The organism is Methylobacterium brachythecii (assembly GCF_014196345.1).
GTDB classification, from domain to species: domain Bacteria; phylum Pseudomonadota; class Alphaproteobacteria; order Rhizobiales; family Beijerinckiaceae; genus Methylobacterium; species Methylobacterium brachythecii.
The window spans coordinates 1-25,896 of the sequence record NZ_JACIDN010000008.1 but is presented as its reverse complement, the minus strand read 5'-3'; the positions used below and the strand labels follow the sequence as shown (position 1 = coordinate 25,896).

Annotated in this window: 30 protein-coding genes and 1 tRNA gene; 16 read left to right on the top strand and 15 right to left on the bottom strand. The window is 66.6% G+C overall.

The window, feature by feature from the left end; genetic code table 11:
* Window positions 1-19: 19 nt before the first annotated feature.
* Entirely contained in the window at window positions 20-355 is a 336-nt protein-coding gene (locus GGR33_RS19760) for a hypothetical protein (protein WP_183508453.1), read from the bottom strand.
* Between the two features lie 115 nt (window positions 356-470).
* Here GGR33_RS19760 and GGR33_RS19755 point away from each other — a divergent pair, with 115 nt between their 5' ends.
* From GGR33_RS19755 to glpX, 3 genes are all read left to right on the top strand, one after another.
* Entirely contained in the window at window positions 471-950 is a 480-nt protein-coding gene (locus tag GGR33_RS19755) for a hypothetical protein (protein WP_246413302.1), read from the top strand.
* Window positions 951-1,059: 109 nt separating this feature from the next.
* The gene (locus GGR33_RS19750) at window positions 1,060-2,451 is read left to right on the top strand and encodes a homoserine dehydrogenase (RefSeq protein WP_183508449.1); all 1,392 of its coding nucleotides are present in this window, start codon (window positions 1,060-1,062) and stop codon (window positions 2,449-2,451) included.
* A gap of 51 nt (window positions 2,452-2,502) precedes the next feature.
* The gene (gene glpX, locus GGR33_RS19745) at window positions 2,503-3,498 is read left to right on the top strand and encodes a class II fructose-bisphosphatase (protein ID WP_183508447.1); all 996 of its coding nucleotides are present in this window, start codon (window positions 2,503-2,505) and stop codon (window positions 3,496-3,498) included.
* 168 nt (window positions 3,499-3,666) lie between these two features.
* Here the strand turns inward: glpX and GGR33_RS19740 are convergent, their stop codons facing one another.
* The 5 genes from GGR33_RS19740 to GGR33_RS19720 form a co-directional block, all read right to left on the bottom strand.
* Window positions 3,667-4,527, bottom strand: a complete 861-nt coding sequence (locus GGR33_RS19740; protein WP_183508445.1) for a tetratricopeptide repeat protein — start codon at window positions 4,525-4,527, stop codon at window positions 3,667-3,669.
* A gap of 247 nt (window positions 4,528-4,774) precedes the next feature.
* Complete coding sequence (locus GGR33_RS19735) at window positions 4,775-5,893, bottom strand: 5-(carboxyamino)imidazole ribonucleotide synthase (protein ID WP_183508442.1); 1,119 nt, start codon at window positions 5,891-5,893, stop codon at window positions 4,775-4,777.
* A gap of 11 nt (window positions 5,894-5,904) precedes the next feature.
* Window positions 5,905-6,402 (bottom strand): 5-(carboxyamino)imidazole ribonucleotide mutase, encoded by a 498-nt coding sequence (gene purE, locus GGR33_RS19730; protein WP_183508440.1) that lies wholly within the window; start codon window positions 6,400-6,402, stop codon window positions 5,905-5,907.
* A gap of 188 nt (window positions 6,403-6,590) precedes the next feature.
* The gene (locus GGR33_RS19725; RefSeq protein ID WP_183508438.1) at window positions 6,591-6,935 is read right to left on the bottom strand and encodes a hypothetical protein; all 345 of its coding nucleotides are present in this window, start codon (window positions 6,933-6,935) and stop codon (window positions 6,591-6,593) included.
* Between the two features lie 294 nt (window positions 6,936-7,229).
* A complete protein-coding gene (locus GGR33_RS19720; RefSeq protein WP_210302129.1) occupies window positions 7,230-7,448 on the bottom strand; it encodes a YdcH family protein in 219 nt (72 codons plus the stop codon).
* 272 nt (window positions 7,449-7,720) lie between these two features.
* Here GGR33_RS19720 and GGR33_RS19715 point away from each other — a divergent pair, with 272 nt between their 5' ends.
* Window positions 7,721-7,903: a YdcH family protein gene (locus tag GGR33_RS19715; protein ID WP_183508434.1), complete on the top strand. Its 183-nt coding sequence runs from the start codon at window positions 7,721-7,723 to the stop codon at window positions 7,901-7,903.
* Between the two features lie 163 nt (window positions 7,904-8,066).
* Window positions 8,067-9,983 (top strand): propionyl-CoA synthetase, encoded by a 1,917-nt coding sequence (locus tag GGR33_RS19710; RefSeq protein WP_183508432.1) that lies wholly within the window; start codon window positions 8,067-8,069, stop codon window positions 9,981-9,983.
* Between the two features lie 15 nt (window positions 9,984-9,998).
* Here the strand turns inward: GGR33_RS19710 and GGR33_RS19705 are convergent, their stop codons facing one another.
* Window positions 9,999-10,553, bottom strand: a complete 555-nt coding sequence (locus GGR33_RS19705) for a chlorite dismutase family protein (RefSeq protein ID WP_183508430.1) — start codon at window positions 10,551-10,553, stop codon at window positions 9,999-10,001.
* A gap of 113 nt (window positions 10,554-10,666) precedes the next feature.
* Between GGR33_RS19705 and GGR33_RS19700 the strand changes: the two genes are divergently transcribed.
* Together GGR33_RS19700 and GGR33_RS19695 are read left to right on the top strand one after the other, a co-directional pair.
* Window positions 10,667-11,785 (top strand): NADH:flavin oxidoreductase/NADH oxidase, encoded by a 1,119-nt coding sequence (locus GGR33_RS19700; protein ID WP_183508427.1) that lies wholly within the window; start codon window positions 10,667-10,669, stop codon window positions 11,783-11,785.
* Window positions 11,772-12,146: a hypothetical protein gene (locus GGR33_RS19695; protein WP_183508425.1), complete on the top strand. Its 375-nt coding sequence runs from the start codon at window positions 11,772-11,774 to the stop codon at window positions 12,144-12,146. The genes GGR33_RS19700 and GGR33_RS19695 overlap by 14 nt, the downstream gene beginning before the upstream one ends.
* Window positions 12,147-12,186: 40 nt before the next feature.
* On the opposite strand, the gene GGR33_RS19690 is transcribed toward GGR33_RS19695, so the two are convergent.
* Window positions 12,187-12,969, bottom strand: coding sequence for a phosphodiester glycosidase family protein (locus tag GGR33_RS19690; RefSeq protein WP_183508423.1), 783 nt, complete (start codon window positions 12,967-12,969; stop codon window positions 12,187-12,189).
* A 211-nt stretch (window positions 12,970-13,180) separates the two neighbouring features.
* On the opposite strand from GGR33_RS19690, the gene GGR33_RS19685 reads away from it, so the two are divergent.
* The gene (locus GGR33_RS19685; RefSeq protein WP_183508421.1) at window positions 13,181-13,597 is read left to right on the top strand and encodes a hypothetical protein; all 417 of its coding nucleotides are present in this window, start codon (window positions 13,181-13,183) and stop codon (window positions 13,595-13,597) included.
* A gap of 92 nt (window positions 13,598-13,689) precedes the next feature.
* Here GGR33_RS19685 and GGR33_RS19680 read toward each other — a convergent pair whose 3' ends face one another.
* The 3 genes from GGR33_RS19680 to GGR33_RS19670 form a co-directional block, all read right to left on the bottom strand.
* On the bottom strand, window positions 13,690-13,986 hold the full coding sequence (locus GGR33_RS19680; RefSeq protein ID WP_183508902.1) for a hypothetical protein: 297 nt from the start codon (window positions 13,984-13,986) through the stop codon (window positions 13,690-13,692).
* Between the two features lie 34 nt (window positions 13,987-14,020).
* On the bottom strand, window positions 14,021-14,212 hold the full coding sequence (locus GGR33_RS19675; RefSeq protein WP_183508418.1) for a hypothetical protein: 192 nt from the start codon (window positions 14,210-14,212) through the stop codon (window positions 14,021-14,023).
* Window positions 14,213-14,316: 104 nt separating this feature from the next.
* Window positions 14,317-14,523: a hypothetical protein gene (locus GGR33_RS19670; protein ID WP_183508416.1), complete on the bottom strand. Its 207-nt coding sequence runs from the start codon at window positions 14,521-14,523 to the stop codon at window positions 14,317-14,319.
* 236 nt (window positions 14,524-14,759) lie between these two features.
* On the opposite strand from GGR33_RS19670, the gene GGR33_RS19665 reads away from it, so the two are divergent.
* The 6 genes from GGR33_RS19665 to GGR33_RS19640 all read left to right on the top strand — a co-directional run bounded on the left by GGR33_RS19665 (window position 14,760) and on the right by GGR33_RS19640 (window position 19,445).
* Window positions 14,760-15,020: a hypothetical protein gene (locus GGR33_RS19665; RefSeq protein ID WP_183508414.1), complete on the top strand. Its 261-nt coding sequence runs from the start codon at window positions 14,760-14,762 to the stop codon at window positions 15,018-15,020.
* Between the two features lie 192 nt (window positions 15,021-15,212).
* Window positions 15,213-15,286 (top strand) — tRNA-Gln (locus tag GGR33_RS19660).
* A 696-nt stretch (window positions 15,287-15,982) separates the two neighbouring features.
* Window positions 15,983-18,115, top strand: coding sequence for an AAA family ATPase (locus tag GGR33_RS19655; RefSeq protein WP_183508412.1), 2,133 nt, complete (start codon window positions 15,983-15,985; stop codon window positions 18,113-18,115).
* Window positions 18,115-18,309, top strand: a complete 195-nt coding sequence (locus GGR33_RS19650) for a hypothetical protein (RefSeq protein WP_183508411.1) — start codon at window positions 18,115-18,117, stop codon at window positions 18,307-18,309. Before GGR33_RS19655 ends, GGR33_RS19650 begins: the two co-directional genes overlap by 1 nt.
* Window positions 18,302-18,700, top strand: a complete 399-nt coding sequence (locus GGR33_RS19645; protein WP_183508409.1) for a DUF6634 family protein — start codon at window positions 18,302-18,304, stop codon at window positions 18,698-18,700. Before GGR33_RS19650 ends, GGR33_RS19645 begins: the two co-directional genes overlap by 8 nt.
* Window positions 18,701-18,743: 43 nt before the next feature.
* Window positions 18,744-19,445, top strand: coding sequence for an SDR family NAD(P)-dependent oxidoreductase (locus tag GGR33_RS19640; RefSeq protein WP_183508407.1), 702 nt, complete (start codon window positions 18,744-18,746; stop codon window positions 19,443-19,445).
* A 158-nt stretch (window positions 19,446-19,603) separates the two neighbouring features.
* Here GGR33_RS19640 and GGR33_RS19635 read toward each other — a convergent pair whose 3' ends face one another.
* The 4 genes from GGR33_RS19635 to GGR33_RS19620 are packed head-to-tail and all read right to left on the bottom strand — an operon-like array spanning window position 19,604 to window position 23,959.
* A complete protein-coding gene (locus GGR33_RS19635) occupies window positions 19,604-20,497 on the bottom strand; it encodes an alpha/beta fold hydrolase (RefSeq protein WP_183508900.1) in 894 nt (297 codons plus the stop codon).
* A 19-nt stretch (window positions 20,498-20,516) separates the two neighbouring features.
* Window positions 20,517-21,128, bottom strand: a complete 612-nt coding sequence (gene leuD, locus GGR33_RS19630) for a 3-isopropylmalate dehydratase small subunit (protein WP_183508405.1) — start codon at window positions 21,126-21,128, stop codon at window positions 20,517-20,519.
* 3 nt (window positions 21,129-21,131) lie between these two features.
* Window positions 21,132-22,562: a 3-isopropylmalate dehydratase large subunit gene (gene leuC, locus GGR33_RS19625; RefSeq protein ID WP_183508403.1), complete on the bottom strand. Its 1,431-nt coding sequence runs from the start codon at window positions 22,560-22,562 to the stop codon at window positions 21,132-21,134.
* A 59-nt stretch (window positions 22,563-22,621) separates the two neighbouring features.
* Window positions 22,622-23,959: a dicarboxylate/amino acid:cation symporter gene (locus tag GGR33_RS19620; protein WP_183508401.1), complete on the bottom strand. Its 1,338-nt coding sequence runs from the start codon at window positions 23,957-23,959 to the stop codon at window positions 22,622-22,624.
* 233 nt (window positions 23,960-24,192) lie between these two features.
* Here GGR33_RS19620 and GGR33_RS19615 point away from each other — a divergent pair, with 233 nt between their 5' ends.
* Window positions 24,193-25,134 (top strand): LysR family transcriptional regulator, encoded by a 942-nt coding sequence (locus GGR33_RS19615; protein ID WP_183508398.1) that lies wholly within the window; start codon window positions 24,193-24,195, stop codon window positions 25,132-25,134.
* Between the two features lie 578 nt (window positions 25,135-25,712).
* Window positions 25,713-25,896 (top strand): hypothetical protein (locus GGR33_RS25750; protein ID WP_210302115.1); only part of this gene is annotated, 184 nt, incomplete at its 3' end.

The window sequence follows — 25,896 nt, the reverse complement described above, 5'->3', positions numbered from 1 at the left end:
CGTCGCGGGTCTCGATCCCTCAGTAGGGATCGCTGCGCTCGAAGATCTCCTGGCCCATCAGGACACAGCTGCCGGACATCCGCGCGTAGATCAGGCGCATGCGGTACTCGCCCTTGTAGATGCTGCCCTCCACCTCGATCACGTCGAAGCGGCGGTTGCCCACGAGCGAGGCGACGGTGCCGATCTGCTTGATGCCGGCGGCATCGATCGTGGCCCGGTCGTCGCCGTCGCTGTGGAAGCGCAGCAGCTTGAGGGCCTGCTTGCCGGCGTCCGTAGCGCAGGGCGGCGCTGCCGCGAGGGCGGCGGAGGATTGCAGGGCCACGGCGAGCATCACTGTCAGCAGCAACGACCTCATTCGACGATGGCTCCAGCCGTTCGGAATTCCGTACCACCTACCTTCAGCACGCTGGTATGTCTCCCGGCGCAGCACATGGATGCCGCTCGGCGGAGCGCGACGAGGACGAATGCCCATGATTGCCCAGGCTGCCGCCGCGCTCCTCGCCCTGGCCGTCCCCTCCGCCGCCTTCGCGGCATCCTGGACGGCCTATGGCAATGCGCGCTTCGGCTACCTCGTCGATCTGCCACCGGGCTTCCCGCCGATCAGGGAGGCCGACAACGGCGATGGCGGTGTCTCCGCCTCCACGGAAGGGCACGCGGCGCTCTCGGTCTGGGGCTCCTACCTGCTCGATTCCACGTTTCGGCAGGAGGCCGGGTCGCGGATAGCCGGCGACGCCGAGAAAGGCTGGTCGATCGGCTATCGCGCGGTGACGGCACGCGCCGCCTCATGGTCCGGGTCCAAGGGAGACCGGATCCTCTATGTGCGGGCGATCGCGCGCTGCAGGGATCAGGCGGCCTTCATGCGGATCGAGTACGATGCGAGTGCCAAGGCGGTCTACGATCCCATCGTTTCCCGGCTCGTAAAGAGCCTGAGGGCAAGCGGCGGCTGCTGAGCGGCCGAGGCGGCTTCCGCGTCGCGGCATCTTCCCATCTCAGTCCCGGTCGCGTTACAGCGCGTGACCCTTCGGCCGTGCGATGGCCGCGTGACGTGGAATGACGACGATGAGCCTGCTGACCCGCATCCTTTCGCCGCGCTCGGGTTCGAGCGACGGACCGCGGACGCTGCGTCTCGGCATTGCCGGGCTCGGCACCGTCGGCGCCTCCGTCGTGCGGATGATCGCGCGCCGTGCCGAGGCGCTGTCGGCGGCGACCGGCTGCACGATCACCGTCACGGCGGTCTCGGCCCGCGACCCGAAGCGCGACCGTGGCCTCGACCTCGCCGGCATCACCTGGTTCGACGATCCGGTCGCGCTGGCGCGCTCGGGCGAGGTCGATTGCGTGGTCGAGCTGGTTGGCGGCTCGGAGGGCGCGGCCAAGGAGATCGTCGAGGCGGCGCTCGCGGCCGGCAAGCATGTCGTGACCGCGAACAAGGCGCTGCTCGCCCATCACGGCAACGCGCTCGCCAAGGAAGCCGAGAGCCGCGGCGTCTCGCTCGCCTACGAGGCCTCGGTGGCCGGCGGCATCCCGGTGATCAAGGCGATCCGCGAGGGCTTGGCCGGCAACGAGGTCAGCCGCGTCTACGGAATCTTGAACGGCACCTGCAACTACATCCTCAGCCGGATGGAGGCGGAGGGTCTGACCTTCGAGGCCTGCCTCAAGGACGCGCAGGCGCTCGGCTACGCCGAGGCCGACCCGACCTTCGACGTCGAGGGCTTCGACACGGCCCACAAGCTCGCAATCCTCACGAGCCTCGTCTTCGGCGTCGAGATCGACGTCGAGGGCGTTTCGGTAGAGGGCATCTCCGCGATCCAGCCGCTCGACCTGACCATGGCCGACGAACTCGGCTACCGGATCAAGCTGCTCGGTGTGGCCCAGGCCACCGAGGCCGGCATCGAGCAGCGCGTGCATCCGACCATGGTGCCGAAGGGCTCGGCTATCGCCCAGGTGATGGGTGTCACCAACGCCGTCACCATCGATGCCGACGCCGTGAAAGAGCTGACGCTGATCGGCCCCGGTGCCGGCGGCGATGCGACGGCTTCCGCGGTCGTCGCCGACATTGCCGACGTGGCGGCGGGCCTGGTGCGGCCGACCTTCGGCCAACCGGTCACGGGGCTCGCCGCGCCGCGCCGCGTCGAGATGCAGCGCCATGAGGGCGGCTACTACATCCGCCTCACCGTGCATGACCGAACCGGCGTCGCGGCGGGCGTGGCGACGCGGATGGCCGAGCGAGAGATCTCGATCGAGAGCATCGTGCAGCGCCGCTCGGCCAAGGCCGAGGCCGCCGATGCCAAGGCTGCGGCCAACGATCCGCGCGGGCTGTCGCGCGCGCCGGTGCCTCTGGTGCTGATTACTTATGCGGCAACTGAGGGCAACATTCGTGCAGCTCTTGACGCCATCGCTGCGGATGGTCTGCTGGCGGAAGCGCCGCAGCTAATCCGCATCGAGCGCGAATAAGGGCCAAGACCGCAGCGGCGGCCGGCCCACTCGAACGGGGACGACATCACGATGCCCTTGGCCGATACCGGGATCTTCAGCGACCGCGCCGCGCGTGGGCTGACGCTGGAATTGGTACGCGTGACGGAGCGCGCGGCCATCGCAGCCGCGCGGCTGCGTGGACAGGGCAAGGAGCGCGAGGCCGATCAGGCCGCCGTCGACGCCATGCGCGACGAGCTCAAGGCCCTCCCCATCGTCGGCACCGTGGTCATTGGCGAGGGCGAGCGCGACGAGGCGCCGATGCTGTTCATCGGCGAGGTGCTCGGCACCGGAAATGGGCCGGAGGTCGACATCGCCGTCGATCCGCTGGAGGGCACGACCCTCTGTGCCAAGGACATGCCCGGCGCCATCGCCGTGATGGCGCTCGCCGAGAAGGGCACGCTGCTCGCGGCGCCCGACGTCTACATGCAGAAGATCGCCATCGGCCCCGGTTACCCGCCTGGCACGATCGACCTCGACAAGAGCCCGGCCGAGAACATCGCCGCGCTCGCCAAGGCCAAGGGTGTCGAGCCCTCCGCGCTCACCGCGATCGTGCTCGACCGGCCCCGCCACATCGACCTGATCAACGCGGTGCGGGCGACCGGAGCGGGCGTGCGCCTGATCTCGGACGGCGACATCGCCGCCATCATCCACACCACGGCGCCCGAGGAGACCGGCGTCGATATCTATCTCGGCTCCGGTGCGGCACCCGAAGGTGTGATCGCGGCGGCTGCACTCTGCTGCATCGGCGGCCAGATGGAGGGGCGGCTGATCCTCGACAGCGCCGACAAGCGCGCGCGGGCCGCCAAGATGGGCATCACCGATCCCAATCGGAAATACGACATGCACGACATGGCTCGCGGCGACGTCATCGTCGCGGCGACCGGCGTGACCGATGGGGCGCTGCTCGGCGGCGTGCGCTTCAAGCCGGGGATGATTGAGACCGAGACCGTGGTCTACCGTTCCAATACCGGCACCGTACGCCGCATCGCCTGTGAGCACCGGCGACCGGAACTGATGGACCACTGAGGTTCGCCGCGCCCGTCATTGCGAGCGCAGCGAAGCAATCCAGTGTGAAGCCCGCGGCATCGGCCTGTTGGCCCTGGGTTGCTTTGCCTTCGGCTCGCAATGACGGCGCAAACGAAAAGGGCAGCGGATGATCCGCTGCCCTTTTCGTTTTCAGATCTTCCCGAAATCCTAGAAAATTCCGCCCGACATCCGGCTCATGCCCTGCTTGGCGACCGAGTTGTTCGGGTCGAGCGAGGAGGCCTGGGTGTAGCTCTCGCGGGCTTCCTTCTTGCGGTTCGTCTTCTCGTAGGCGACGCCGCGATAGGCCCAGGAATTCGCGTCCTTCGAGTTCACGTTGAGCGCCGCGTTGTAGTCTTCGATCGCCTTGTCGTACTGGTTCGTCGCGATCAGGCTCTGGCCGCGGGCGGCATAGGGCGCTGCGACGAAGGGGTTGCGGTCGATGGCGGCGGCAAAGTCGCCGATCGCGTCGGCATCGTGCCCCTGCTTCTGACGGACGAGGCCGCGAGCGTGATAGGCCTCTGCCGATTCCGGAGCGAGGCGGATCGCGACGTTGAGATCGTTGAGCGCGCCGCCGAGATCGCCCTGGGCGCGCTCGAGGTTGGCGCGGCCGATATAGGCAGCGGCGAAGTTCGGGTCGTTGGCGATCGCCTTCGAGAAATCCTGGAGGGCGGCGTCGTTGCGGCCGGTCTGGCGATAGGCGAGGCCGCGATTGTTGTAGGCCGACGACGAATTCGGATCGATCTGGATCGCCTTCGAGAAATCGCCGATTGCGTCGCCATACTGGCCCGAGCGGGCATAGGCCGCGCCGCGGGTGACATAGGCGCCGGCATCGTTCGGGTTGCGCGAGATCACCTCGCTCAGCGAGTTGATGTTGGTGTTGGTGGCGCCGGTGGTGTCGGCGGCCTCGAGCACCGCGTATTGGCGCGGCGAGCCAGCGCTGTAGGTCTCGCAGCCGGCCAATCCGACCGCAGCAAGCGCCAGCGCGCCGAAAAGTCCAACCTGGTGCGTCCTCGGCTTCATGGACGTCATCGACCCGCTCCCCCTCCGGCCATCGCGTGCACATCGCGTAGGGCCGACACTGTCTACGATCCCGTCGCGCTCTCGACGTCAGGTCGGAAGTGCAAGTGCACGTTCGCCGAATGCGGTGAACGCGCGCTTAAAGCGGCGCGACTTTGCCGCTGAAACCTTTCGATGTGGCGAAGGTGTGGCCCCCTCGACCGCGGAGGCCGAATGAGGGCTCCGGAGGGTCCGATCGGGGCCGCCTGTGGCGCGCGAGCTACGACTCGCGCGGCCGAACGAGCCGGGTCACGTGGCCCATCTTGCGGCCGGGACGAGCGTCGCCCTTGCCGTAGAGATGCAGGTGCGCGCCGGGCTCGGCCAGGATCGTGCGCCAGTCGTCGGCTTGGTCGCCGATCAGGTTGCGCATCTCGACGTCGAGGCCGCCGACTCGGGAGGAGTCGCCAAGCGGCCAGCCGCAGACGGCCCGCACGCATTGCGCGAATTGCGAGGTCAGCGCGCCCTCGATGGTCCAGTGGCCGGAATTATGGACCCGCGGCGCGATCTCGTTGACGACGAGCCGCGCGGCGCCGGCCGGTCCGGCTACCTCGAACAGCTCGACGGCGAGCACGCCGACATAGTCCAGCGCTTCGGCGATCTGCCGGGCGATGCCGACCGCCGCGTCGCCCGTCTCGCGGGCGAGGCCGGGGGCGGGGACGCGGGTGACCGCGAGGATATGATTCTCGTGTTCGTTGGCGCAGGGATCGAAGGCCGCGAAGCCGGCATCGGTGCCGCGAGCGGCGACCACGGAGATCTCACGCTCGAAGGGCACGAAACCTTCGAGGATGCAGGGTGCGCCGCCGAACTCGGCCAGGATCGCGGCGAGGTCGTCGCCCTCGCGGATCATGCGCTGGCCCTTGCCGTCGTAACCGAAACGCCGGGTCTTCAGCACCGCGGGGGTGCCGAGGGCATCGAGGGCGTCCGACAGATCCTGCACCGTGTCGACGGAGCGGAACGGTGCGGTCGGGATGCCGAGGCCGTTGATGAAGCGCTTCTCGGCGAGCCGGTCTTGAGTGGTCAGCAAGGCGCGCGGGTTCGGATGCAACGGGGCATGCCGGGCCAGGATCTCGGCAGTGACATGCGGGATGTTTTCAAATTCGTAGGTGACGACGTCGACGCTGTCGGCAAACGCGGCGAGCGCCTCAGCATCCTCATAGGGGGCCACGGTGGTTGCGGCGCAGACGTCGAAGGCTGGGCTGTCGGTGTCGGGCGCGTAGACATGGACCTTCAGGCCGTAATTCGCGGCGGCGAGCGCGATCATGCGGCCGAGCTGACCGCCTCCGAGAATGCCGATGGTGCCGCCGGGCCGCACGGGCCCTGCCTTGGTCGTCTTCGCCATGATGTCTGTCTTTAGTGTTCGGTCGTATCCGGCCATTCGGCGACGGATGCCGTCTGGCGCTCGCGCCATGCATCGAGCCTGCCGGCGAGGTCTTGGTCCGTCAGCGCCAGCACGGCAGCGGCGAGCAGCGCCGCGTTGACCGCGCCGGCCCGGCCGATCGCCAGCGTGCCGACAGGGATGCCGGCTGGCATCTGCACGATCGAGAGCAGGCTGTCCTGGCCCGACAGCGCCTTCGATTCCACCGGCACACCGAAGACGGGCAGCGGCGTCATGGCGGCCGTCATACCCGGCAGATGCGCGGCGCCGCCAGCGCCGGCGATCACCACCTTGAAGCCGGCCTCGCGCGCGCCCTTTGCGAAGGCGACGAGCCGGTCGGGTGTGCGGTGCGCCGAGACGATGCGCGTCTCATGCGCGACCCCGAGCGTGTCGAGGGTCTCGGCGGCGTGCCGCATGGTCGCCCAGTCGGACTGGCTTCCCATGATGATCGCCACGGGGGCCGATCCCGACATCCTCGTCACTTTCGGTTGCTGGAAATGGACCGGCGATCACGCGCCAGGGTCGTGCCGTCGAATACAGGTGGTGCCGCGAGCCGGCAAGACGCGGGACCGACCGTTCGACGTTTCGAGCTCCTGGCCGTACCGGATGCGGCCCGCATCTGAAAGTCCAGTTCGACCCAGCGGGCGGCGGACCGCGGCACTCAGATGCGTTGGCCGCGCCGCTCGCGGGCATCGTCCTCGGCTGCGGGAATGCCGATCAGGACGCGATGCGGGTACGTGTGCACGATCCGGATGCCTTTCGGAGTTGGGTCGCAGCCTAGGCAGACGGCATGTGTCCAGCGAGTCCACAGCGAACTGTTGTGGTGATCGATGGCGACCTGCCGTTTCCTGGCCTTGGCCAAGTTCTCCCGGATTTCGTCGGCCTGCTTGTCGCCGTCGATCTTCCGCTGCTCCCGAGAGGCGACGGATGTTTTTTTGCCGTCTTGAGCGACGGCGGGAAATGTCGAGACGAAAAAGGACAGCAGAACGGCGATTAACACACGCATCGAATGCTCCTGATGATTCAGTGAGCATTCCCCTTGGTGTGCCGCTTACGATGCGCGGGCAGACGAAGTTTCAGAGCCGACGTCGTTATCCACAGATCGCGTGCGAACCTATCGATGAATTCAATCTTCGTGGGATGTTCATCAGCTCAAATCTCGACGGGGAGACTGCTGAAGACGCTTCAGCGTTCGGCCGTCATCGCGTTCTGCTGATTATTGTCGGCGCTTTGCCAGGTGTCTTGAGGTCGGGCCAATGTTCGTCAGGCGGAGCGCTGCGCCGGAGGAGCGGGACGATCGTCAGGCGATGATATCCGGATGGATCTGATCCTCGATGTGGCTGATCCGGTCGCGGAGGAAGAGCTTGCGTTTCTTCAGTCGCTGGATCTGCAACTGGTCGCTGACGATGCCGACCTTGAGTGCCTCGATCGCCGCGTCGAGGTCGCGGTGCTCTTCCTTCAAGCGGCCCAGCTCCGATCCGAGATCGGTCGCGGCATCGCCGGTGTCGTTGGCTCCCATCATGGTCCGCAAAACTCGATCACGCTTTCGAAAAAACCATGCGCCAAGCCTCGGTTCCGGGCAAGGCGGCAAAGCTTGGCCAAGCGCCGATCCATGCCGATATCGTCGCAGTGCCGGGGGATTTTTCACACCTGGGGCATGCCGACAATGATGCGGAAAACCAGCGGCATTTCGATGACGAAATCGAGAGCTTGACCGCCGAATCGCTTCGACAGCCGGCTCATCGTGTGTCAGTCTGCCCGAGTCGCTAATCGAGACAGGAGAGACGCCTCATGTCCTTGGATACGCATTTGAGCCAGCTCGCCAGGAAGCACGATGCCCTGGAGCGGGAACTGCACGACGCGATACAGTCGCCTTCGAGCGACGACCTGCTGATCGCCGAGCTCAAGCGCAAGAAGCTCCACCTCAAGGACGAGATGAATCGCCTCCGGGACGAGGGCGACACGCTCCACTGACCCGGTCGGCCGGTGGGTCCCGGCCGTTTTCCTAAAGGCCTGATGAGTTCGCCGCCGCTCCGGATATCCGGCGCGGCGGTTGTTTTTTGGGCATCGCTCACCCGTTTCGTGAAAGGATGCGGCATAGCCGGCGCCGACCGGTACGAGAACGCCGAGGAACGCCATGTCAGCCGCTGCGACCGCCTACGCCCCCGTGCATGCGGCTTCGATCGCGGACCCCGAGACCTTCTGGCTCGATGCCGCCAAGGCGCTCGACTGGGAGCGCGCGCCGAGCCGCGCCTTCGATCCGCAGGCCGGCGTCTATGGCCGCTGGTTCCCGGATGCCCGGCTGAATGCGTGCTTCAACGCCGTCGACCGGCATGTCGAGCGGGGGCACGGCGAGCAGGCCGCGATCCTCTACGACTCGCCCGTCACAGGGACGAAACGCCGGATCAGCTTCGCCGAGCTGCGCGAGGAGGTGGCCACGCTCGCGGCCGTCCTCGCCGGTTTCGGCGTCGGCCGGGGTGACCGCGTCGTCATCTACATGCCGATGGTGCCCGAGGCCCTGTTCGGGATGCTCGCTTGCGCCCGGCTCGGCGCGATCCATTCGGTGGTGTTCGGGGGCTTTGCCGCCAACGAGCTCGCCCTGCGCATCGAGGATGCGCGCCCGAAGGCGGTACTCGCCGCCTCCTGCGGCGTCGAGCCGACCCGCGTCGTGCCCTACAAGCCGCTGCTCGATGCCGCCCTCGCGCGTTCTTCCTACAAGCCGGATGCCTGCCTCGTCCTGCAGCGCCCACAGGCCAAGGCCGAACTCGTCGAGGGCCGCGACCACGACTGGGAGGAGGCGGTCGCCGCGGCGAAAGCGGAAGGGCGCCGCGCCGATCCCGTCGCGGTGGCCGCGACCGATCCGCTCTACATCCTCTACACCTCGGGCACGACAGGGAAGCCGAAGGGCGTGGTGCGCGACACCGGCGGCTACTGCGTCGCGCTGACCTGGTCGATGGCCAACCTCTACGACGTGAAGCCGGGCGAGGTGTATTTCTGCGCCTCCGACATCGGCTGGGTCGTGGGGCATTCCTACATCGTCTATGCGCCGCTCCTGCACGGCTGCACGACGGTGCTCTACGAGGGCAAGCCGGTGGGCACACCGGATGCGGGCGCCTTCTGGCGCGTCGCCTCCGAATACGGTGTCTGCACGCTCTTCACCGCACCGACGGCGCTCCGTGCGATCAAGAAGGAGGATCCGCGCGCCGAAAAGCTCGACGGCTACGATCTCTCCGGCTTTCGCGCGCTCTTCCTGGCCGGCGAGCGGGCCGATCCGGATTCCGTGGCCTGGGCCGAAAAGGCGCTCGGCAAGCCGGTGATCGACCATTGGTGGCAGACCGAGACCGGCTGGGCCATCGCCGGCAACCCCCTGGGGATCGAGCGGCTGCCGGTGAAATACGGCTCCACCGCCGTGCCGATGCCGGGCTACGACCTGCATGTCCTCGACGAGGCCGGCAAGCCGGTGCCGGACGGCACGATGGGCACCATCGCCCTGAAGCTGCCGCTGCCGCCGAGCTGCCTGCCGACCCTGTGGGGCTCGGACGAGCGCATGCGCGCCAGCTACCTGCAGACCTTCGCCGGCTATTACGACACCTCGGATGCCGGCATCCGCGACGCGGACGGCTACGTCACCGTGCTCGGGCGGACCGACGACATCATCAACGTGGCCGGCCACCGCCTCTCCACCGGCGGAATGGAGGCGGTGTTGGCCGCGCACCCGGACGTCGCCGAATGCGCGGTCATCGGCATTCGCGATCTCGTGAAGGGCGAGGCGCCCTGTGGTTTCGTGGTGCTCAAGTCCGGCGTCACGAAGGAGCCCGGCGACATCGAGAGGGAACTCGTCGCCCGCGTCCGCGACGAGATCGGCCCGGTCGCCGCCTTCAAGCTCGCGCTCACCGTCGGCCGACTGCCGAAGACCCGATCCGGGAAAATCCTGCGCGCGACGATGAAGGCCATCGCTGATGGCCAGAGCTACACGATGCCGCCGACGATCGAGGATCCAACCGTGCTCGAGGAGATCGGCGAGAGCCTCAAGACACGGGGCGTCGGCGCCTAGCCTGTGGCGCCCCCCTCACGCACGGGTCAGGCGAATGTCGACCTCCCAGTCGACGTAGCGCCATTCGGGAGTCGCGCGCAGCTGCGCAACCATCGTCTCGAAAGCATCCGCCTGTGCCGGCGCGTATTCGAACCAGGTGAGAAAATCGAACGGGCCGCCGAGGTCGCGAGCGTGATGAAGGCGCCGCGAAACGCCTGGCAGAACCGTCATGCCGATGCCGATATGCCGCGACTGCTCTTCGAAGACGGCGCGGCGCTCGTCCTGCGTCAACGCCCACCACGCCGCATTCTTTCGAATCGGGATCAATGCGGCACGCACAGCCTCCGGTCGGTGGAGGCCTTGCTGCTGCGAGGCTAGCGCGTCCGCCTCCCGTCGGTTGGTGTAGCGGATGTTGCTGGTCACGCCTCGCAGGACCCAGGCGCAGTCGGCACGAGCGGCCCGACCGACGTCTTCGATGACCGAGAGGCGCGTGGCCGCCGGCAGGCCATCGCCGATCACGGCCTTCACGGTCTCGATCTGCCAGATGCCGGATGTGCCCGCTGCGAAGGCGACGGGAAGCGGCGAGGTCATGAGCTGCTCATCTGAATTGTCCTGGCAGGCCTTCGCTAGTTTCGTGCCGAGCGTTACGTTCGCGTCATCCCGAAGCGCCGTCGTCGACCGTGCGGCCTATCCCCGGAGACTCGATGTCGCCACGCCTGTTCACGCCGCTTCGCCTCGGCGATCTCGATCTCGACAACCGCATCCTGATTGCGCCGATGTGCCAATATTCGGCGTCGGCCGGCGAGGCCTCCGACTGGCACATGATGCATCTCGGCCAGCTCGCCATGTCGGGCGCCGGGCTGCTCACGCTGGAGGCCACGGCCGTCTCGCCCGAGGCGCGCATCACCGATTGGGATCTCGGGCTCTACTCCGACGGCTGCGAGCGCGCGCTCGACCGGGTGCTCGACGCGATCCGCGCCTATTCGCCAATCCCGACCTGCATCCAACTCGCCCATGCCGGTCGCAAGGCATCGAGCGATGCTCCCTGGGCCGGCGGTGCGCAGATCCCGCCGGAAAGCCCACATGGCTGGCGCACCGTGGCTCCCTCGCCGATCCCGCATGGCGACGGCGAGGTGCCGCCTCACGCCCTGAGCGCCTCCGATCTCGAGAAAATCCGCGACGACTTCGTCGCCACGGCCAAGCGGGCCATGCGGCTAGGCATCGACGCGGTCGAGGTGCACGGTGCGCATGGCTACCTGCTCCATCAATTTCTCTCGCCCCTCTCCAACCAGCGAGCCGATGCCTATGGCGGCAGCCTGCAGAACCGCATGCGCTTCCCTCTCGAAGTCTTCGATGCGGTCCGCGAGGTCGTTCCGGCCGGCAAGCCCGTCTGGCTGCGCGTTTCGGCGACCGACTGGGTCGAGGATGGCTGGAGCCTCGACGAAACCGTCGTGTTCGCCCAGGCGCTGAAGGCCCATGGCGCGTCGGCGATCCACGTCTCCAGCGGCGGCCTCTCGAACCAGCAGAAGATCGCGCTGGGGCCGGGCTACCAGGTGCCGTTCGCCGAGCGCATCAAGGCCGAGACGGGCCTGTCCACCATCGCCGTCGGCCTCATCACCGAGCCCCGCCAGGCCGAAGAGATCCTCGCCGAGGATAAGGCGGATGCGATCTCGCTCGCCCGCGCCATACTCTACGATCCACGCTGGCCCTGGCACGCTGCGGCCGAGCTCGGCGCCAACGTCCATGCGCCGAAGCAGTACTGGCGCTGCCAGCCGCGCGACCTCAAACAGCTCTTCAAGGACACGCAGTTTGGCCAGCGCTGAAGGAAATGGAGCGGTTCCCGAGGACGTCGTCGCCTTCACGGTCGAGCGCGTGCGCATCGACGATGAGAACGGTCTCTGCCTGATCTCCGGCGCCGACGACGAGGCGGAGCCTGCCGGCTACTTCATCGTACAGATCGATGCCGCTGGCGCGAGCCTGGAGTTTCTGGGTGAAGAGCTGACCCAGCGCGACGGGGTCCAGGCGCTGGCGATCGGTGATCATCGGCTCGACTTCACGCTGGACCCCGCCAGCGCGGTTGGAGCGCAGATGCCGAGGGTTCGGGTCACCTCGCGCGAGGCGATCGGGCTCGCGGTGAAATCCGCGTTGAAGAAGGCCTTCGGAGATCGCGTCCGGGAGGCATGACGTGCACCGCCCCGCCGTGGTGAGTGAGGCAATGCCGAGCTCAGCGTGGCACTGCCCCCACCAGCGGCCCGAGCGGGCGGCTGAGATCCGAGCGGCCGAGGCCCGGTGCGTAGAGGCTCGAGACCGATCCGTCGAGAAACAGCGCGTTGCGGCAGCCGAGGTCGTCCTTGAACAGCCTGGCGAACGCACCGAAGCTGACAGGGCGCTCCGAGATCGCGAAGATCGCCGTACGCCCGTCGTCGCGCACGCCCACGCCGTTGCGTACCTTCTGGCTCGGACCATCCTCCGAGATCTTCGGGTGGATCTTGCCGTCGATCACGAGCATCGGGCCGGATTGCGTCGCGAAGTCGGGCTTCGGCTTCGCCTTGAGGTAGCGTGCCGTATCGAGCACGCCGGCGCGGTCTCCCTTCACGTAGAAAATACCGTTGGGCTTGAGGTGGAAATTGCCCGGCCCGTTGGCGGTCGAGACGCGCTTCAGCTCGCGCCCTTCCTCGATATAGAGCCCGACCGGAGCCTGATCCTTGTCGTACATTCCGGCATTCATGGCGAAGCTCAGTGCCGGCCCCTGCTGCCGCGCCAGGCCCGACAGCGAGGCGTAGGGCGTGCCGTCGGCACCGAGCCAGAACAGGCGCACCCGCTCGCGCCTCAGATCCACGACGCAGACCGTGTAGGTCTCGTTCTCGGAAACGGTCGCGCGGCACGGCCCCTTGGCGGCCGGGGCGGCAATCGATGCGGCGGGGGCTCCGCTCCCCTCGCGCGCTGCCGCGGACAAGGTCGCCAGGCCGCAGAAGCCGATCGCTAGTCCAGCAAGACGTGAGCGCATCCCTGAAGTCCCGCTTCCGGCCCCGACGAGTCCTCGACCCGATCCGGCCACGCTTTCCTCGCCGCAAAACGCGGCCATTTTCAAGACCGTCGCGCGCCCCTGCAACCGAGAACGACGGCAGCAGCAACCGGGACCGCATGCCGCATGAACCGTTTTCATGGGTTGCACGTTTGATGGGCTGGTGGGGGAGGAACTCCTCGGAGATGGCATCATGAAACGGGTAATTCTGGCATCGGCCCTGGTGGCCGGCGCGCTCGCTGCCCTGCCGGCCACGGCGGAAGCGCGCGGCTTCGGCGGTTTCCACGGCGGTGGATTCCATGGCGGCGGCTTCGGTGGCTTCCGCGGCGCAGGCTTCGGAGGCGGCTTCCGGCCCGGCTGGGGTGGCGGCTATCGCGGCTACGGCTGGCGCGGTCGCGGCTTGGGCTATGGCGGTCTGGGCCTCGGCCTCGGCCTCGCCGCAGGCGGGCTCTACGGAGGCTATTACGGCTACGGCTACCCCTACGGATACTCGAACGTCGGCTATGACGGGTACGGTTACGGGTATGGTGGCGGTGGCTGCTACGCCGTCCCGCGCCTGCGCTGGACGCCCTATGGCTATCGCCGGGTCTTGGTGCAGCGCTGCTACTGAGCTGAAGCTTCGCACTTCGAGAACACGAGAAGAGGGGTCGCTCGAGCGGCCCTTTTTCTTGTTTGGATCAGGGCGTCGTGAGCCCGAAAACCTCACAGCGTGTGAGACAGGCGCAGCAACCCGAACAGCAAAACCGTGCCTCCAAGGCAGCGCCGCCAGGGGTTTACCCCGCGCAGGACCTCGTCGATGGCCCACCAAGCGAGGCTCGCCATCGAGACGAGTGACAGGGTGATGGTGAGCCAAGGCGGAGCCTGCCAGGCCGAGGCCTCGATGATCCAAGTGAACACCGCAGCCCCGGCGAAGATCCAGAGCGGGAGGTTCGGCCACTGAGCGATCACGATCTCGCCCGTGGCGCGATCACGAAAGAACCAGTTCAGCGCCCTCGTCACACCGCTCACCCCGATCCATCCGCCGCGGCGAGGATCAGGTCTTGTCGGAGCCGTTCGTATCGGCCCTGCGGATCGGGGCGCAGATCTGCGGGCTGACCTTGTCCAGCGACTGACAGGCATTGGCGAGGTACCAGTCGCGCAACTGCGGCTGATTGGGAGCAACGTACATCCCGACGAGCACGAAGCCCGCGCCGAGGACGATCAAGAGAACGAGGAGGTTGCGCATGACGTCTCCAAGGAGGTGGTCTGCCCATCCGCAGGGCAATCGCTCCCTCCTATCACAGGCGGGCCATCGTTCGAGCAAGCGGCGGCCTGTCGTCGAAACGCGCTCTAACGCGGCGCACTCATCGGCATGGAGCGGTCCGCAGCGGACGGTGGTTGGCCTTTGGTACGGAGATAACCGTTATCCTGCAGCCAGATCATCAGCAGCAACGCCGCGACGAGGCTGGCGACCTGCATCAGCGAGCCGAGGTGCCTGCGCCAGAGCACCATCAGCAGAAGAACGCCGGTCAGGACGATGCCGAGAACGGGGACCATGACGGCTTTCTGCCACGTCCCCTGGTGCGATGCACCCCGGTCGGTGCAGCCCGCGACTCGATTCGTCACGGTTAACGGCGTCGTTGCCGAATACTTTAATTGTCTGGGTATGCAAAAATTTGATGCCGGGTCCGTAGAAAACACCCGAATAGAATCATTGCCGAACACTGAATTGCGTGACAGAAGCCGAGGTCATATCGGGACGCGGCATCTGCCGGTCCTGTGGACGACCGCCAATGACCGCCCCCATCTCAGACGAACTCACCGGCGCCGTGACCAACGGGCCGGTTGCCGCGATCCGTGCACGTGCCGCAGCCGACGCTCGCTTCCTGCGAACGCTTGCGCGCACTGCACGGGTCGACGGCATGCCCCGGCCCGAACTGCGTGCCGTCAACGCGCGCAAAGCTGCCTGGCGCGTGCTCGACCATGCGCGTCGCATGTCGTCGGTCGTACCTGCCGTCACCGATGGTGTCCGGCCTGCCGAAATGGCGGACTGACCGAACGCGACCGCCCCGTCGCCTGCTTCTCCCACAGGGCCGTCGCGGCGTCGGACCGAACCCGGACAGCTTGGGCTGGACAAGCGGCAGCGAAGCCCTTAAACGGCCCGAGCTACGCCGACCGGCCGACGATGAACTCATCGAAGCCGGTGCCCGACGGTGGGTTTCGAGAGCAGCATCCGCTCTCGGCGGTGGGGGATAGTTTAACGGTAGAACAGTGGACTCTGACTCCTCTAGTCGAGGTTCGAATCCTCGTCCCCCAGCCACTTCTAAACCCTCTATCGGCCGCACCTAAGACCGACTCATTCCACACCTAACATCGACTCAATAAATCCGATAATAACAACTCAGTATAAACCTAGATTTATATTGGTTCGAAGCTCTGATTGCTCATAAAAATTGATTTTTGTAGCGCGACTACATATTTGTTGCGCGCGAGGCAGCCTGATGCGCCAATGTAACGGCAAGTAATAACGTGCTCTTCGCCGTTGAAATTGGCCTTCTGAGGCTCCGCAGTTAAGACCGACTCATCTGGCTCGGTATGCCGATGCAGCGTGGTCTTTGCATCCACACCTAAGAGCGACTCAATCCGAACGTGGGTCCTGGAACACCAGTGCGCGACCCTGAGCCGGTTTGGCACGGGCTCCATGTCTGGGGCGTGCTTCGGGTGTAAAGGAAGGGTCCGGGCCCGTCGCTAGCAATCGGATATGCAATCCGGGACAGCATCAGTTGGCGTCGTCGAACAGGCGAAATCTTTCGCATGAACGGCGGCGTGAAAAAAACGGCGCGTACCGTTGTCAATGTTCTTGATATGTTCTATTAGCCGCTATCGCCTATGAAGCAGGCGATCTCCTGAAGGCGACGTCCGCCGAGCGCTCGATCTGATCGAGCCAGCCACGTCGATCATCCGATCCAGCCCTCAAGCTGACGATTGCGCCGATGCGCGATCGCGGGAGATCCGCATGCTCGACGACTACCTCGACGACATCGTTGCCTGTGCGCCGGATCCGGTGGTGCCGCCAACCGATACCCTCGCCCAAGCCTTCCTGAAGAGACTTGCCCTCGGCGAACGCGAACGCCGCCGGCACGAGGCAATGGCGAGCTCCGTTGCATTCATCGACGACGATGATCCGGTCGAACGGATGGTCGCGTTGGACGAACCCGACCGGAAGTCGGAGCACCTGCCGCTGGCTCCCGGCCGGGCGCTGACCGCCGTCCTGGTCGCTCGCGCCATCGAGGCTGACCCTGACGTTCTTCGCCGGCTGCGCCGCGAGAACCCGGTCGTGACCATTGCCACCCACATGCCGGAGCTAATCGATGCGACGCGATACGTGATGGAGAAATGCGCGCTCGCGACGGGCGCTTTCGTGAAGGAGTTGAACGGCTCGAAGTACCACGACCTCAGACGCGACCAGGTCGGCCTCGTCGTTCGTGACGGGTCCGGCAGAGAGCATTCTCCCGACATCGGCAACGCGGCCATCGGCGCCGCGCTTCACGCGGGCGCCGCGCTCATCGGGATCGCTCCCGACCCGAAGCGTCAACTGCCGCGGGACCTTCTGCGCTCTACCGAGCATCGCCTCGTCCTTCCGCCGATCGACCATGGCGCGATTGCCCTGATGGTCGAAGCCGTCACGGGGGACGTCCCGACACGCCGGATCGACGACGCGCTGCTTCGGACGCTGGACATTGGCGATCTCCCGGTCGCTCTCCGCAATGTGCGTTCTGCCGACGATGGCATCGACGCGATCGCGCGGGTGCTGTCACAGAAGGCCGACTACCTCGAATACGGCCCGTCACTCGAGGAGTTGCACGGTTACGGGGGTGCCAGAGATTGGGGCCTGGATCTCGCACGGGACCTGAACGACTATCGTAACGGCCAGATCGACTGGTCCGACATCGACAATCGCGGGCTCCTTCTGTCGGGACCGCCCGGGGTCGGGAAGACGAGTTTCGCCAGGGCTTTGGCGAAGAGCGCCCGCGTTCCGCTCGTCGCGACCAGCGTCGCAGAGTGGAATTCCGCCGACTACATGAGCGGCACGCTTCAAGCGATCCGGAACGCGTTCGCCCGCGCGCGAGCGCAGGCGCCCTGCATCCTCTTCATCGACGAACTCGATGGGATCTCTGACCGCTCGCAGATCCGGGGTGAGTACATCCAGTATTGGACCCAGATCGTGAATTTGTTTTTGGAGCTGCTCGCCGGCGTCGAGGAGCGCCCGGGGGTCGTCGTCGTCGCCGCAACGAACCATGCCGATCGGATCGACGCGGCCGTTAAAAGAGCGGGGCGTCTCGATCGCGAGATCATGATTAAGAAGCCCGACGTCGCCACGCTCGGTCGGATCTTCCGCCATCACCTGGGGGCGGAGGCGTTGCCGGACGTCTCACTGGCTCCGGTCGCGCTTGCCGCCCGCGGCCGAACAGGCGCCGATGTCGAGGCCTTCGTCCGTCGTGCACGCGGAAGGGCGCGCCGCGCCGGGCGCGAGATCGTCGTCGACGATCTGATGGTTGAGGTCCGTGAGGGAAGCACGCCGCTGTCGGCAGACCATCGGCATCGGGTCGCCATCCACGAGGCTGGTCATGCCGTCGCGTGCCGCGCGGTCCGATCCAACGCGGTCATCGACGTCTCTCTCAACGATGGCGGCGGGCTTCTGGCCTGGGACCAGCAGATCACTGGCTGCTCCACCCTTTCCCAGCTCGAAGCCATTCTGGAGGTCTGTCTCGCAGGCCGCGTCTCGGAGCAGATCCGCTTTGGCGAGGCTTCGATCGGCGCTGGAGGTCTCGGGGGCTCGGACCTTCAGCAGGCGACGGAGCTCGCACGCGATATCGAGACGAAGTTCGGGCTTGGAGGAATGGGGCCGGTTCTCGTCGATGTGTCCGGGCGGGATCTGCTGGTCCCGAACGGCATCCTGGAACTGGTGGCCAAGCGGTTGCTGGCCGCGGAAGAGCGCGTTCGGGTCCTCCTCACGCAGCGCTGGAAGGAGGTCGAGGCAATCGCGGACGCTCTCTTGGTCGATGGTTATCTGGCTGGCGCCGAGGTTGAACGGATCCTGGCTGCGGCCGCTTCCCAGGACGCCCTGAATTCGGAAGGGGGGCGGTGATGTTCGCCATTCCCCCGGAAGGTCCGAAACTCGGCGAATTGCAGCCGCTCGCGGAAGCGATCGACGGTCTCTGCGAGATCCTCGATGTCGACCGCGAAGCGGTCATCGAGAGCTTGGCGGACATCGTCCGGCGTCGCGCCGCCTTCGAAGAAGCGCTGCGCGAGGTCGAAAAGGGAGGCGGCCGCGATGCCTGACCCTATCTCACGTCTCGCCTCCAAGATCGGCCCCAAGCTTGTCATTGATGACGAGTGCCTGCAGCCAGAGTTTTTCGATCCCGGTTCCCCCTTGGAAAGCGGACCGCTGGCCTCGGAGATGCAGACGATCGCGGAAGGGCGCGAACCCACGCATGAAAGCCTGGCCGGCGCGCCGCTCCTCGACGACTGGTGGCAAGTCGCGCATCCCCTCTGGGGATATTTCGTGCTGCTCGGCCGGGTGACGGGCCATCCGTTGCTCGGCAACGCCAACATCCACACGAGTGCGCTTCGAGCCCTCGCCCTCGATCTCTCATGGGCACGCACGACGTCGCGGCTCTATCGGCTCGGCACTCCGCGTCTCGCAGGATCGCCACCGAGCACCACATGCTAGTCCCAATACGCGAGGCTTCCTTCGACTACCGGACGGTGAAGGCATGACGGACATCCCCTATCGGAGCGCCCTGATCATCGGAGCAGGGTCCGGCATCAGCGGATCCCTGACCCGCCTTCTCCGATCGGCCGGCCTGCCGGTTGTCATTGCCGCGCGGAACACCGACAAGCTGGCACCGCTCGTCGAGGAGACGGGGGCCATCGCCCTCGAGGTCGACGCGGGCGATGCAACTGGGGTCGAGCGGCTCTTTGCCGAGACCGAAGCCCAGATCGGTGCGCCCGAGGTCGTGGTCTACAACGCCAGCGGACGGGTACGAGGCCCCATCGCGGATCTCGATCCTGGAGAGGTCGAGCGGGCCGTGGGGGTCTCGGCGCTCGGAGCCTTCTATTCGGTCCAGCAGGCGGCTAAGCGCATGATCCCGGCCGGCAAGGGCGCGATCTTGCTGACCGGGGCGACCGCCGGCGTGAAGGGCTTCGCATTGTCATCGCCCTTCGCGATGGGCAAGTTCGCCCTGCGGGGGCTGGCGCAGAGCGCAGCGCGAGAGCTGGCTCCGAAGGGCATCCATGTCGCGCATGTTGTCGTCGATGGAGGCGTCCGTCCGGTGGGCCATGCCGATCCGGTAGACCGGCCCGACAGCACTCTCCATCCTGATGCGATTGCCCAAACATATGTCGATCTCCTCCGCCAGCATCGGAGTGCGTGGTCCTGGGAGATCGAGGTCAGGCCTTGGGTCGAAAGCTTCTAGCGAGCTTCACACCTCGCCTCTCGGCCCAGCCGCCTTCAAACGCCTCGTAGGGCCAACGGCTGCTTCGCGCCCAGTCTGGACATTTGGCGAGCTATTAACGAAGACCGAAAGCAGACGTGCACGGGTTAGCTATCAGCTACCGATGGTCCTTCTGATGGTCACACGGCGAACTCGGTGCTGAGAATGCCTTCCAGCGCCGCGAGCACGAGATCCGGGCGCTCCTCCTGCAGCGTGTGCCCGCATTCGAGCGCGTGGCCCCGTACGTCGAGCGCTTTCTCGCGCCAGGTCGCAAGCACGTCGTAGGTGCGCCCGACCGTCCCCTTGGCGCCCCAGAGCGCCAGCAGCGGCACCTCGATGCGCTTGTCCGCATCGGCGGCATCGTGCTCGAGATCGATGGTCGCGGCGGCGCGGTAATCCTCGCAGATGGCGTGGCGCGTGGCCGGGTCACTGTAGACGCGCAGATACTCGGCGAAGAGCTCGGGACTCGGAGAGCCCGGCGTCTTCGACTGGCCCTCGACATGGGTGCGCAGGAAGAATTCCGGATCGGCCGCGATCAGGCGCTCCGGCAGCGGCGCCGGCTGGATCAGGAAGAACCACCAGAAATAGGCCGTGGCGAAGGCCTTGTCGGTGCGCGCGTACATCGTCGCCGTCGGCGCGATGTCGAAGACCGCGAGCCGGCTGACGGCGTCCGGGTGGTCGAGGACGAGGCGGTGGGCGACGCGGCCGCCGCGATCGTGGCCGACCAGGGCGAAACGCTCGTGTCCGAGGGTACGCATGGCCGCAACGGCATCGGCCGCCATGGCGCGCTTGGAATAATTGACGTGCCGCTCGCCGCCCTCGGGCTTCTCGGAATCGCCGTAGCCGCGCAGATCCATCGCCACGACGCTGAAACGCTCGGCGAGCCGCGGGGCGACGGCGTGCCAGGTCGCATGCGTCTGCGGGTGACCGTGCAGCAGCAGCAAAGGCGGCCCAGAGCCGCCGGTGGCGGCCCGGATGCGGATGCCGTCCGCGTCGATGTCGCGGAGTTCGAAACCCGCTAGGAAGCGGTCCATCTCGGCCATCGTCGGGTTCTCAGCGCAGGAGCCAGGGGCGGGCGGCGTGATAGCGCTCCTCGAAGGCGCGGATCGCGCCGGCCTGATCGAGGGTGGTGCCGATCGCATCGAGCCCGCGTACCAGGGCGTCCTTGCGCGTCGCCGGGATGTCGAAGGCCATGCGCGTCGCATCACCAGCGAGGATGACCTGGCCGGGCAGGTCGATGGTGAGGCGGTTGCGCTCCGGATCGGCGGCGAGGCCTGCGAGCATGCCGACCCGTTCCGGATCGAGGCTGATCAGGAGCAGCCCGTTATTGGCGGCGTTGTCGGCGAAGATACCGGCGAAGCTCGTGCCGATGATGGCGCGGATGCCGAGCTGCAGCAGCCCCCAGACCGCATGCTCTCGGGAGGAGCCGCAACCGAAATTGGAGCCGACCACGAGGAAGCGCGTCTCCGCCCATTCCGGCCGGTTGAGCACGAAGTCGGGACGCGGTGCGCCGGCCGCGTCGAAGCGCAGGGTATGGAAGGCGCCGATGGCGAGCCCGCTGCGATCGATACCTTTCAGGAATTGTTTGGGCATGATCACGTCGGTATCGACATTGGCCGCGGGCAAAGACGCGGCCGGGCCGGTGACTGTGTCGAAGGGCTGCATCGTTCAGATCTCCCGGGCGAGGCGGCGGACATCGGTGAGATGGCCGGCGACGGCCGCCGCGGCGACCATGGCCGGGCTCATCAGGTGGGTGCGGCCGCCCGCGCCCTGGCGCCCCTCGAAGTTGCGGTTGGTGCTGGATGCGCAGCGCTCGCCGGGCTCCAGCACGTCGTCGTTCATGGCGAGGCAGAGCGAGCAGCCGGACTGGCGCCATTCGAAGCCCGCATCGATGAAGACGCGGTCCAACCCCTCGGCCTCGGCGGCGCGGCGCACGCTGGACGAGCCGGGCACCACCATGCCGCGCACCCCCGCAGCGACGTGCCGGCCGCGGACGATGGCGGCGGCTTCCCGCAGATCGGACAGGCGCGCATTGGTGCAGGAGCCGATGAAGGCCCGCTGGATCGCGACCTCCTCCAGGGCGGTGCCGGGGGTGAGATCCATGTAGGCGAGAGCGCGCTGCATGTCCTTGCGCCGCGCCACATCGGGCTCCGCCGACGGGTCGGGCACCCGCTCGCCGATGGGCACGGCCTGGTCGGGGCTGATGCCCCAGGTGACCAGGGGCTCGATCTCGGAGGCCTCCAGCCGGACCTCACGGTCGAAGACGGCATCGGCATCGCCGCGCAGGCCCGACCAGTGCTCCACGGCATGGTCCCAGAGATCCCCCTTCGGTGCCCGCGGCTTGTCGGCGAGGTAGTCGAACACGGCCTGGTCGGGCGCCATGATCACCCCGCGGGCGCCCGCCTCAACGGCCATGTTGCAGATGGTCATCCGGCCCTCGACCGAGAGCGCCGCGATACCGTCGCCGGCGAATTCGATCGCGTAGCCCGTGGCGCCGGAAGCGCCGATCGTGCGGATCAGGGCCATCACCACGTCCTTGGCCGTCACGCCCGGCGGGAGGGCGCCGTTCAGCGTCACCCGCATCGTCTTCATCCGGCGATAGCGGAGCGTCGAGGTGGCGAGGTAGTGCTCGATATCCGAGGTGCCGATGCCGAACCCGAGGCAGCCCAGCGCACCGTAGGTGGTGGTGTGGCTGTCGCCCGCGCCGATCACCATTCCCGGCAGGACGAAGCCGAGCTCGGGCGCGACGACGTGCTCTATGCCCTGGAGCGGGTGCAGCACGTCGAGCAGTTCGATGCCGAAATCGCGGCTGTTCTCGGCGAAGTAGCGCACCTGGTTAGCGCCCCCGGCATCCGGCATCTCGGCGTTCCGCTGGGGCGCAGTCGGGTTCACGTGGTCGACGACCATCAACGCCGCGTCCGGCCGCCAGACCCGGCGCCCGGCCTCGCGCAGGCCGCTGAAGGCCTGGGGGCTGGTGTATTCGTTGAGGATGGTGCGATCGATGTAGAGCAGCACCTCGGCGCCAGGACCCGAGCTTTCGTCGAGGCGCGCGACGGCGTGGCTGTCGATGATCTTGTCGTAGAGGGTGCGGGGCGACATCGTCTCGAGTCCTGAGGCAAGGCGAGACGCGGCGGGACGGCCGCGCCTCGGAAGAATGGTCAGACGGCCAGGGCGGCGCGGGTCGGGGTCTCGGCTTCGCCGCCGACCGGGTAGTCCTCGACGAAGCGCCCATCGAGCACGTCGCGCATGCGGGCCATGTCGAGCTCGCCTTCGAGCTTCGCCATCACCACGGCGGCGACGGCATTGCCGATGATGTTCACGATGGCCCGGCCCTCGCTCATAAAGCGATCGATTCCGAGGATCAGCGCCATGCCGGCGAGCGGGATTGCCGGCACCACGGAGAGCGTGCCGACCAGCGCGATGAAGCCGGCGCCGGTGATGCCGCTCGCGCCCTTCGAGGTCAGCAGCGACACGCCGAACAGGGCGAGCTGCTGGGTCAGGGTCAGGTCGATGTTGGTCGCCTGGGCGACGAACAGGGCGGCGAGCGTCATGTAGATGCAGGTGCCGTCGGCGTTGAAGACGTAGCCGGTGGGTACGACGAGGCCGACGACCGATTTCGAGCAGCCGAGATGCTCCAGCTTCTCCATCAGCGAAGGAAGCGCGGCATCCGACGAGGACGAGCCCAGCGTGATCAGCAACTCCTCCTTGAGGTAGCGCAGCAGCTTGAACAGGCTGAAGCCGCCCCAGAGGGAGACGAGGCCGAGAATGCCGAACACGAAAATCGCGCCGGTGAGATAGAAGGTGCCGATCAGCCCGAGCAGCTGCCCGAGCGAGCCCAGGCCGAACTTGCCGATCGTGTAGGCCATCGCGCCGAAGGCACCGAAGGGCGCGAAGCGCATCACGACGTTGATCACGCCGAACACCCAGCGCGAGCCCGCATCGACGAGGTCGCGCAGCGGCTTGCCGCTCTCGCCCATCTTCGAAAGCACGAAGCCGAACAGCACGGCGATGAAGACCACGGGCAGGATCTCGCCCTTGGCCAACGCGTCGAAGACCGTGTGCGGCACGATGCTCGTCAGGAAGTCGACGGCGCCGTGTTCCTTGGCGGCGCCGGCATATTTCGCCACGGCGCCGGCATCGAGCTTCGACGGGTCGGCGTTCATGCCGGCGCCGGGCCGCACGAGGTTGCCGACCACGACGCCGATGACGAGGGCCGCCGTCGAGAGCACCTCGAAATAGAGCAGGGCCTTGCCGCCTAGCCGGCCCATCTTCTTCATGTCGCTCATGCCGCTGATGCCGGCGACGACGGTGCAGAAGATCACCAGTCCGATGACCATCTTGATCATCTTGATGAAGACGTCGCCGAGCGGCTTCATGTCGACGCCGAGCGATGGGTCGACGTAGCCGAGGACGACGCCCGCCAATATTCCGGCGAGGACCTGGGCGTAGAGACTTCTGTAGAACGGCTTGCGTTCAGCCTGGGCGACGGCCTGCACGGAAAACCTCCCTGATCGGTTTCTGTTTTGGCTCCCCCATGCGGTGCGAGGGGCTCTTGTTGTCTGTTTTGGAAGAACTCCAATCGTCACGACAAAGCCAATGCCGATCCGGCATCAGGTGATGCCGGCTCCCGGCGCGCGCCGTTGACCGGTCCTGTCGGGCCGGCCATCCTCGGCCAGGATCGAGGGAGCAGGGCTTCGACGCGGCCTCGCCGCGCCGAAGGGGTCGAGACATGGATGCCGCCTGGCTCGAAGACTTTCTCGCCCTGGTCGATCTCGGCCATTTCTCGCGGGCGGCCGAGCAGCGCTGCATCACCCAGCCCGCCTTCAGCCGGCGCGTGCGCGCGCTGGAGGATTGGGTCGGCGCCCCGCTCTTCACCCGCGACGTGCTGCCGGTCACGCTCACGCCCGCCGGCGAGCGCTTCAGGCCGGTGGCGGAAGAAACTCTGAGGCGGCTCTATCTGGGGCGCGAGGCGGCGCGCGAGGCCGGCCGGATGGCCGCGGCCACCGTGCGGATCGCCTCGACGCAGACGCTGTCGGTCAGCTTCTTCCCGAACTGGATCAGGACTATCGAGGGATTCGAGCAGATCCAGGCGACGATTAATCTCACGGCCGCGCATATGGCGGCTTGCGAGCAAATGATGTTGCGCGGCGAGGCGCAGTTCCTTCTCTGCCACGACCACCCCGCCACCACGCACATGCTGGCCTCGGACCAGTTCCGCTCGGTCCATCTCGGTGTCGACCGGCTGCTGCCCGTGAGCGCGCCGCGGCCGGACGGTTCCGGGCCGCTCTTCGCCCTCGGCGGCGGCGCGGCGGCACCGATCCCACTGCTCACCTATACGGGCGAGTCAGGCCTCGGCCGCATCCTCGCCAGCTCACGGGCGATGGAGCGAAGCGAGACGGTGATGCGGCCGGTCTTCGCGTCTCACCTGACCTCGGTCCTGGTGGCCATGGCCCGCGACGCCCATGGCGTAGCCTGGGCGCCGTTGAGCGTCGTTTCGGACGATCTGGAGCGCGGACGTCTCCACAGGGCCTTGGGCAGGCAAGCCGATGTCGAGATTGAGATCAGGCTGTATCGCCCGCGAACACGACAGAGCCCAGCTGCCGAAAAGTTCTGGACGCTGGTGTTCGACAACACCAGCGATTTAAGTCCAGGCAATATGTCTTCTCAGTAAAATTAATAAGTTGCAGCCATGAACCAACGTTCGCGGGCGCTTGAACGCCCCTTATTTGCGTGCGTCCGAAATTCGCTCAATGCGTCACGAGATGCGCTTGAGAGCCGCCAACGGTGCAATGTCCGCCTCCTCGCTCGTACCGCCGCAAGCTGCCGTTCCGCTTTCGGCCAGGTCCAGCCGGCTGCTTCGCGCCCAGCCGAGACATACACGCGCGATCGCGCGGCTCCCGAAAGCGGACCACCTGCCAGCCCTACGGCCGCGGAGCGCACATCCCGTCGTTCTGAGCAGGAGCCTCCCTTTTACTCGGAAGCGGACGTCGGACGATCGCGGCCCAGCCCGTGCCTGCGCTGCGGCCGACGATCCTCGCGCGCTTGGTCGAGGCCGACCTGAACCGCCTTATCTCGCCTTGGCATACCGATGCCGACCTCAGCCGACCCATCGAGGTGGTAACCGACATGGCTTTGAGGCCACCAACACACTGTTATCAGGCGGCACGTTAGAGACGGTGATCGCTGGATATCGCGAACATGTCGCTGTTAACACAGAGCGTCTGTTGTCTCTTTGATTGATTCAAGTTTATGTCGATTGCGGATAACGACAATATTCCACCGACGACGCCATCCAAAATCGACGTCATCACGCCTGATGCGCAAAAACAGCGGCTTCACGATCTTTGCGAGACGCTGCCGGCTGAGGAAGTTGCTCAGCCGGATCCTCAAGACGTTCCTGAACGACCGTTCGAAAAACCAGATCCCTCGAAAA

What these genes read in the sequence shown, in the direction of transcription:
- GGR33_RS19670 (WP_183508416.1), bottom strand. Translation starts at nt 14,523, where the DNA reads ATGGTCCCCGTTCTCGGCATCGTCCTGACCGGCGTTCTTCTGCTGATG.
- GGR33_RS19615 (WP_183508398.1), top strand. Translation starts at nt 24,193, where the DNA reads ATGGATGCCGCCTGGCTCGAAGACTTTCTCGCCCTGGTCGATCTCGGC.
- GGR33_RS19650 (WP_183508411.1), top strand. Translation starts at nt 18,115, where the DNA reads ATGTTCGCCATTCCCCCGGAAGGTCCGAAACTCGGCGAATTGCAGCCG.
- GGR33_RS19710 (WP_183508432.1), top strand. Translation starts at nt 8,067, where the DNA reads ATGTCAGCCGCTGCGACCGCCTACGCCCCCGTGCATGCGGCTTCGATC.
- leuC (WP_183508403.1), bottom strand. Translation starts at nt 22,562, where the DNA reads ATGTCGCCCCGCACCCTCTACGACAAGATCATCGACAGCCACGCCGTC.
- GGR33_RS19715 (WP_183508434.1), top strand. Translation starts at nt 7,721, where the DNA reads ATGTCCTTGGATACGCATTTGAGCCAGCTCGCCAGGAAGCACGATGCC.
- purE (WP_183508440.1), bottom strand. Translation starts at nt 6,402, where the DNA reads ATGTCGGGATCGGCCCCCGTGGCGATCATCATGGGAAGCCAGTCCGAC.
- GGR33_RS19665 (WP_183508414.1), top strand. Translation starts at nt 14,760, where the DNA reads ATGACCGCCCCCATCTCAGACGAACTCACCGGCGCCGTGACCAACGGG.
- GGR33_RS19760 (WP_183508453.1), bottom strand. Translation starts at nt 355, where the DNA reads ATGAGGTCGTTGCTGCTGACAGTGATGCTCGCCGTGGCCCTGCAATCC.
- GGR33_RS19740 (WP_183508445.1), bottom strand. Translation starts at nt 4,527, where the DNA reads ATGACGTCCATGAAGCCGAGGACGCACCAGGTTGGACTTTTCGGCGCG.
- GGR33_RS19725 (WP_183508438.1), bottom strand. Translation starts at nt 6,935, where the DNA reads ATGCGTGTGTTAATCGCCGTTCTGCTGTCCTTTTTCGTCTCGACATTT.
- GGR33_RS19645 (WP_183508409.1), top strand. Translation starts at nt 18,302, where the DNA reads ATGCCTGACCCTATCTCACGTCTCGCCTCCAAGATCGGCCCCAAGCTT.
- GGR33_RS19655 (WP_183508412.1), top strand. Translation starts at nt 15,983, where the DNA reads ATGCTCGACGACTACCTCGACGACATCGTTGCCTGTGCGCCGGATCCG.
- GGR33_RS19750 (WP_183508449.1), top strand. Translation starts at nt 1,060, where the DNA reads ATGAGCCTGCTGACCCGCATCCTTTCGCCGCGCTCGGGTTCGAGCGAC.
- GGR33_RS19635 (WP_183508900.1), bottom strand. Translation starts at nt 20,497, where the DNA reads ATGGACCGCTTCCTAGCGGGTTTCGAACTCCGCGACATCGACGCGGAC.
- GGR33_RS19640 (WP_183508407.1), top strand. Translation starts at nt 18,744, where the DNA reads ATGACGGACATCCCCTATCGGAGCGCCCTGATCATCGGAGCAGGGTCC.
- GGR33_RS19690 (WP_183508423.1), bottom strand. Translation starts at nt 12,969, where the DNA reads ATGCGCTCACGTCTTGCTGGACTAGCGATCGGCTTCTGCGGCCTGGCG.
- GGR33_RS19705 (WP_183508430.1), bottom strand. Translation starts at nt 10,553, where the DNA reads ATGACCTCGCCGCTTCCCGTCGCCTTCGCAGCGGGCACATCCGGCATC.
- GGR33_RS19700 (WP_183508427.1), top strand. Translation starts at nt 10,667, where the DNA reads ATGTCGCCACGCCTGTTCACGCCGCTTCGCCTCGGCGATCTCGATCTC.
- glpX (WP_183508447.1), top strand. Translation starts at nt 2,503, where the DNA reads ATGCCCTTGGCCGATACCGGGATCTTCAGCGACCGCGCCGCGCGTGGG.
- leuD (WP_183508405.1), bottom strand. Translation starts at nt 21,128, where the DNA reads ATGCAGCCCTTCGACACAGTCACCGGCCCGGCCGCGTCTTTGCCCGCG.
- GGR33_RS19720 (WP_210302129.1), bottom strand. Translation starts at nt 7,448, where the DNA reads ATGGGAGCCAACGACACCGGCGATGCCGCGACCGATCTCGGATCGGAG.
- GGR33_RS19675 (WP_183508418.1), bottom strand. Translation starts at nt 14,212, where the DNA reads ATGCGCAACCTCCTCGTTCTCTTGATCGTCCTCGGCGCGGGCTTCGTG.
- GGR33_RS19735 (WP_183508442.1), bottom strand. Translation starts at nt 5,893, where the DNA reads ATGGCGAAGACGACCAAGGCAGGGCCCGTGCGGCCCGGCGGCACCATC.
- GGR33_RS19755 (WP_246413302.1), top strand. Translation starts at nt 471, where the DNA reads ATGATTGCCCAGGCTGCCGCCGCGCTCCTCGCCCTGGCCGTCCCCTCC.
- GGR33_RS19685 (WP_183508421.1), top strand. Translation starts at nt 13,181, where the DNA reads ATGAAACGGGTAATTCTGGCATCGGCCCTGGTGGCCGGCGCGCTCGCT.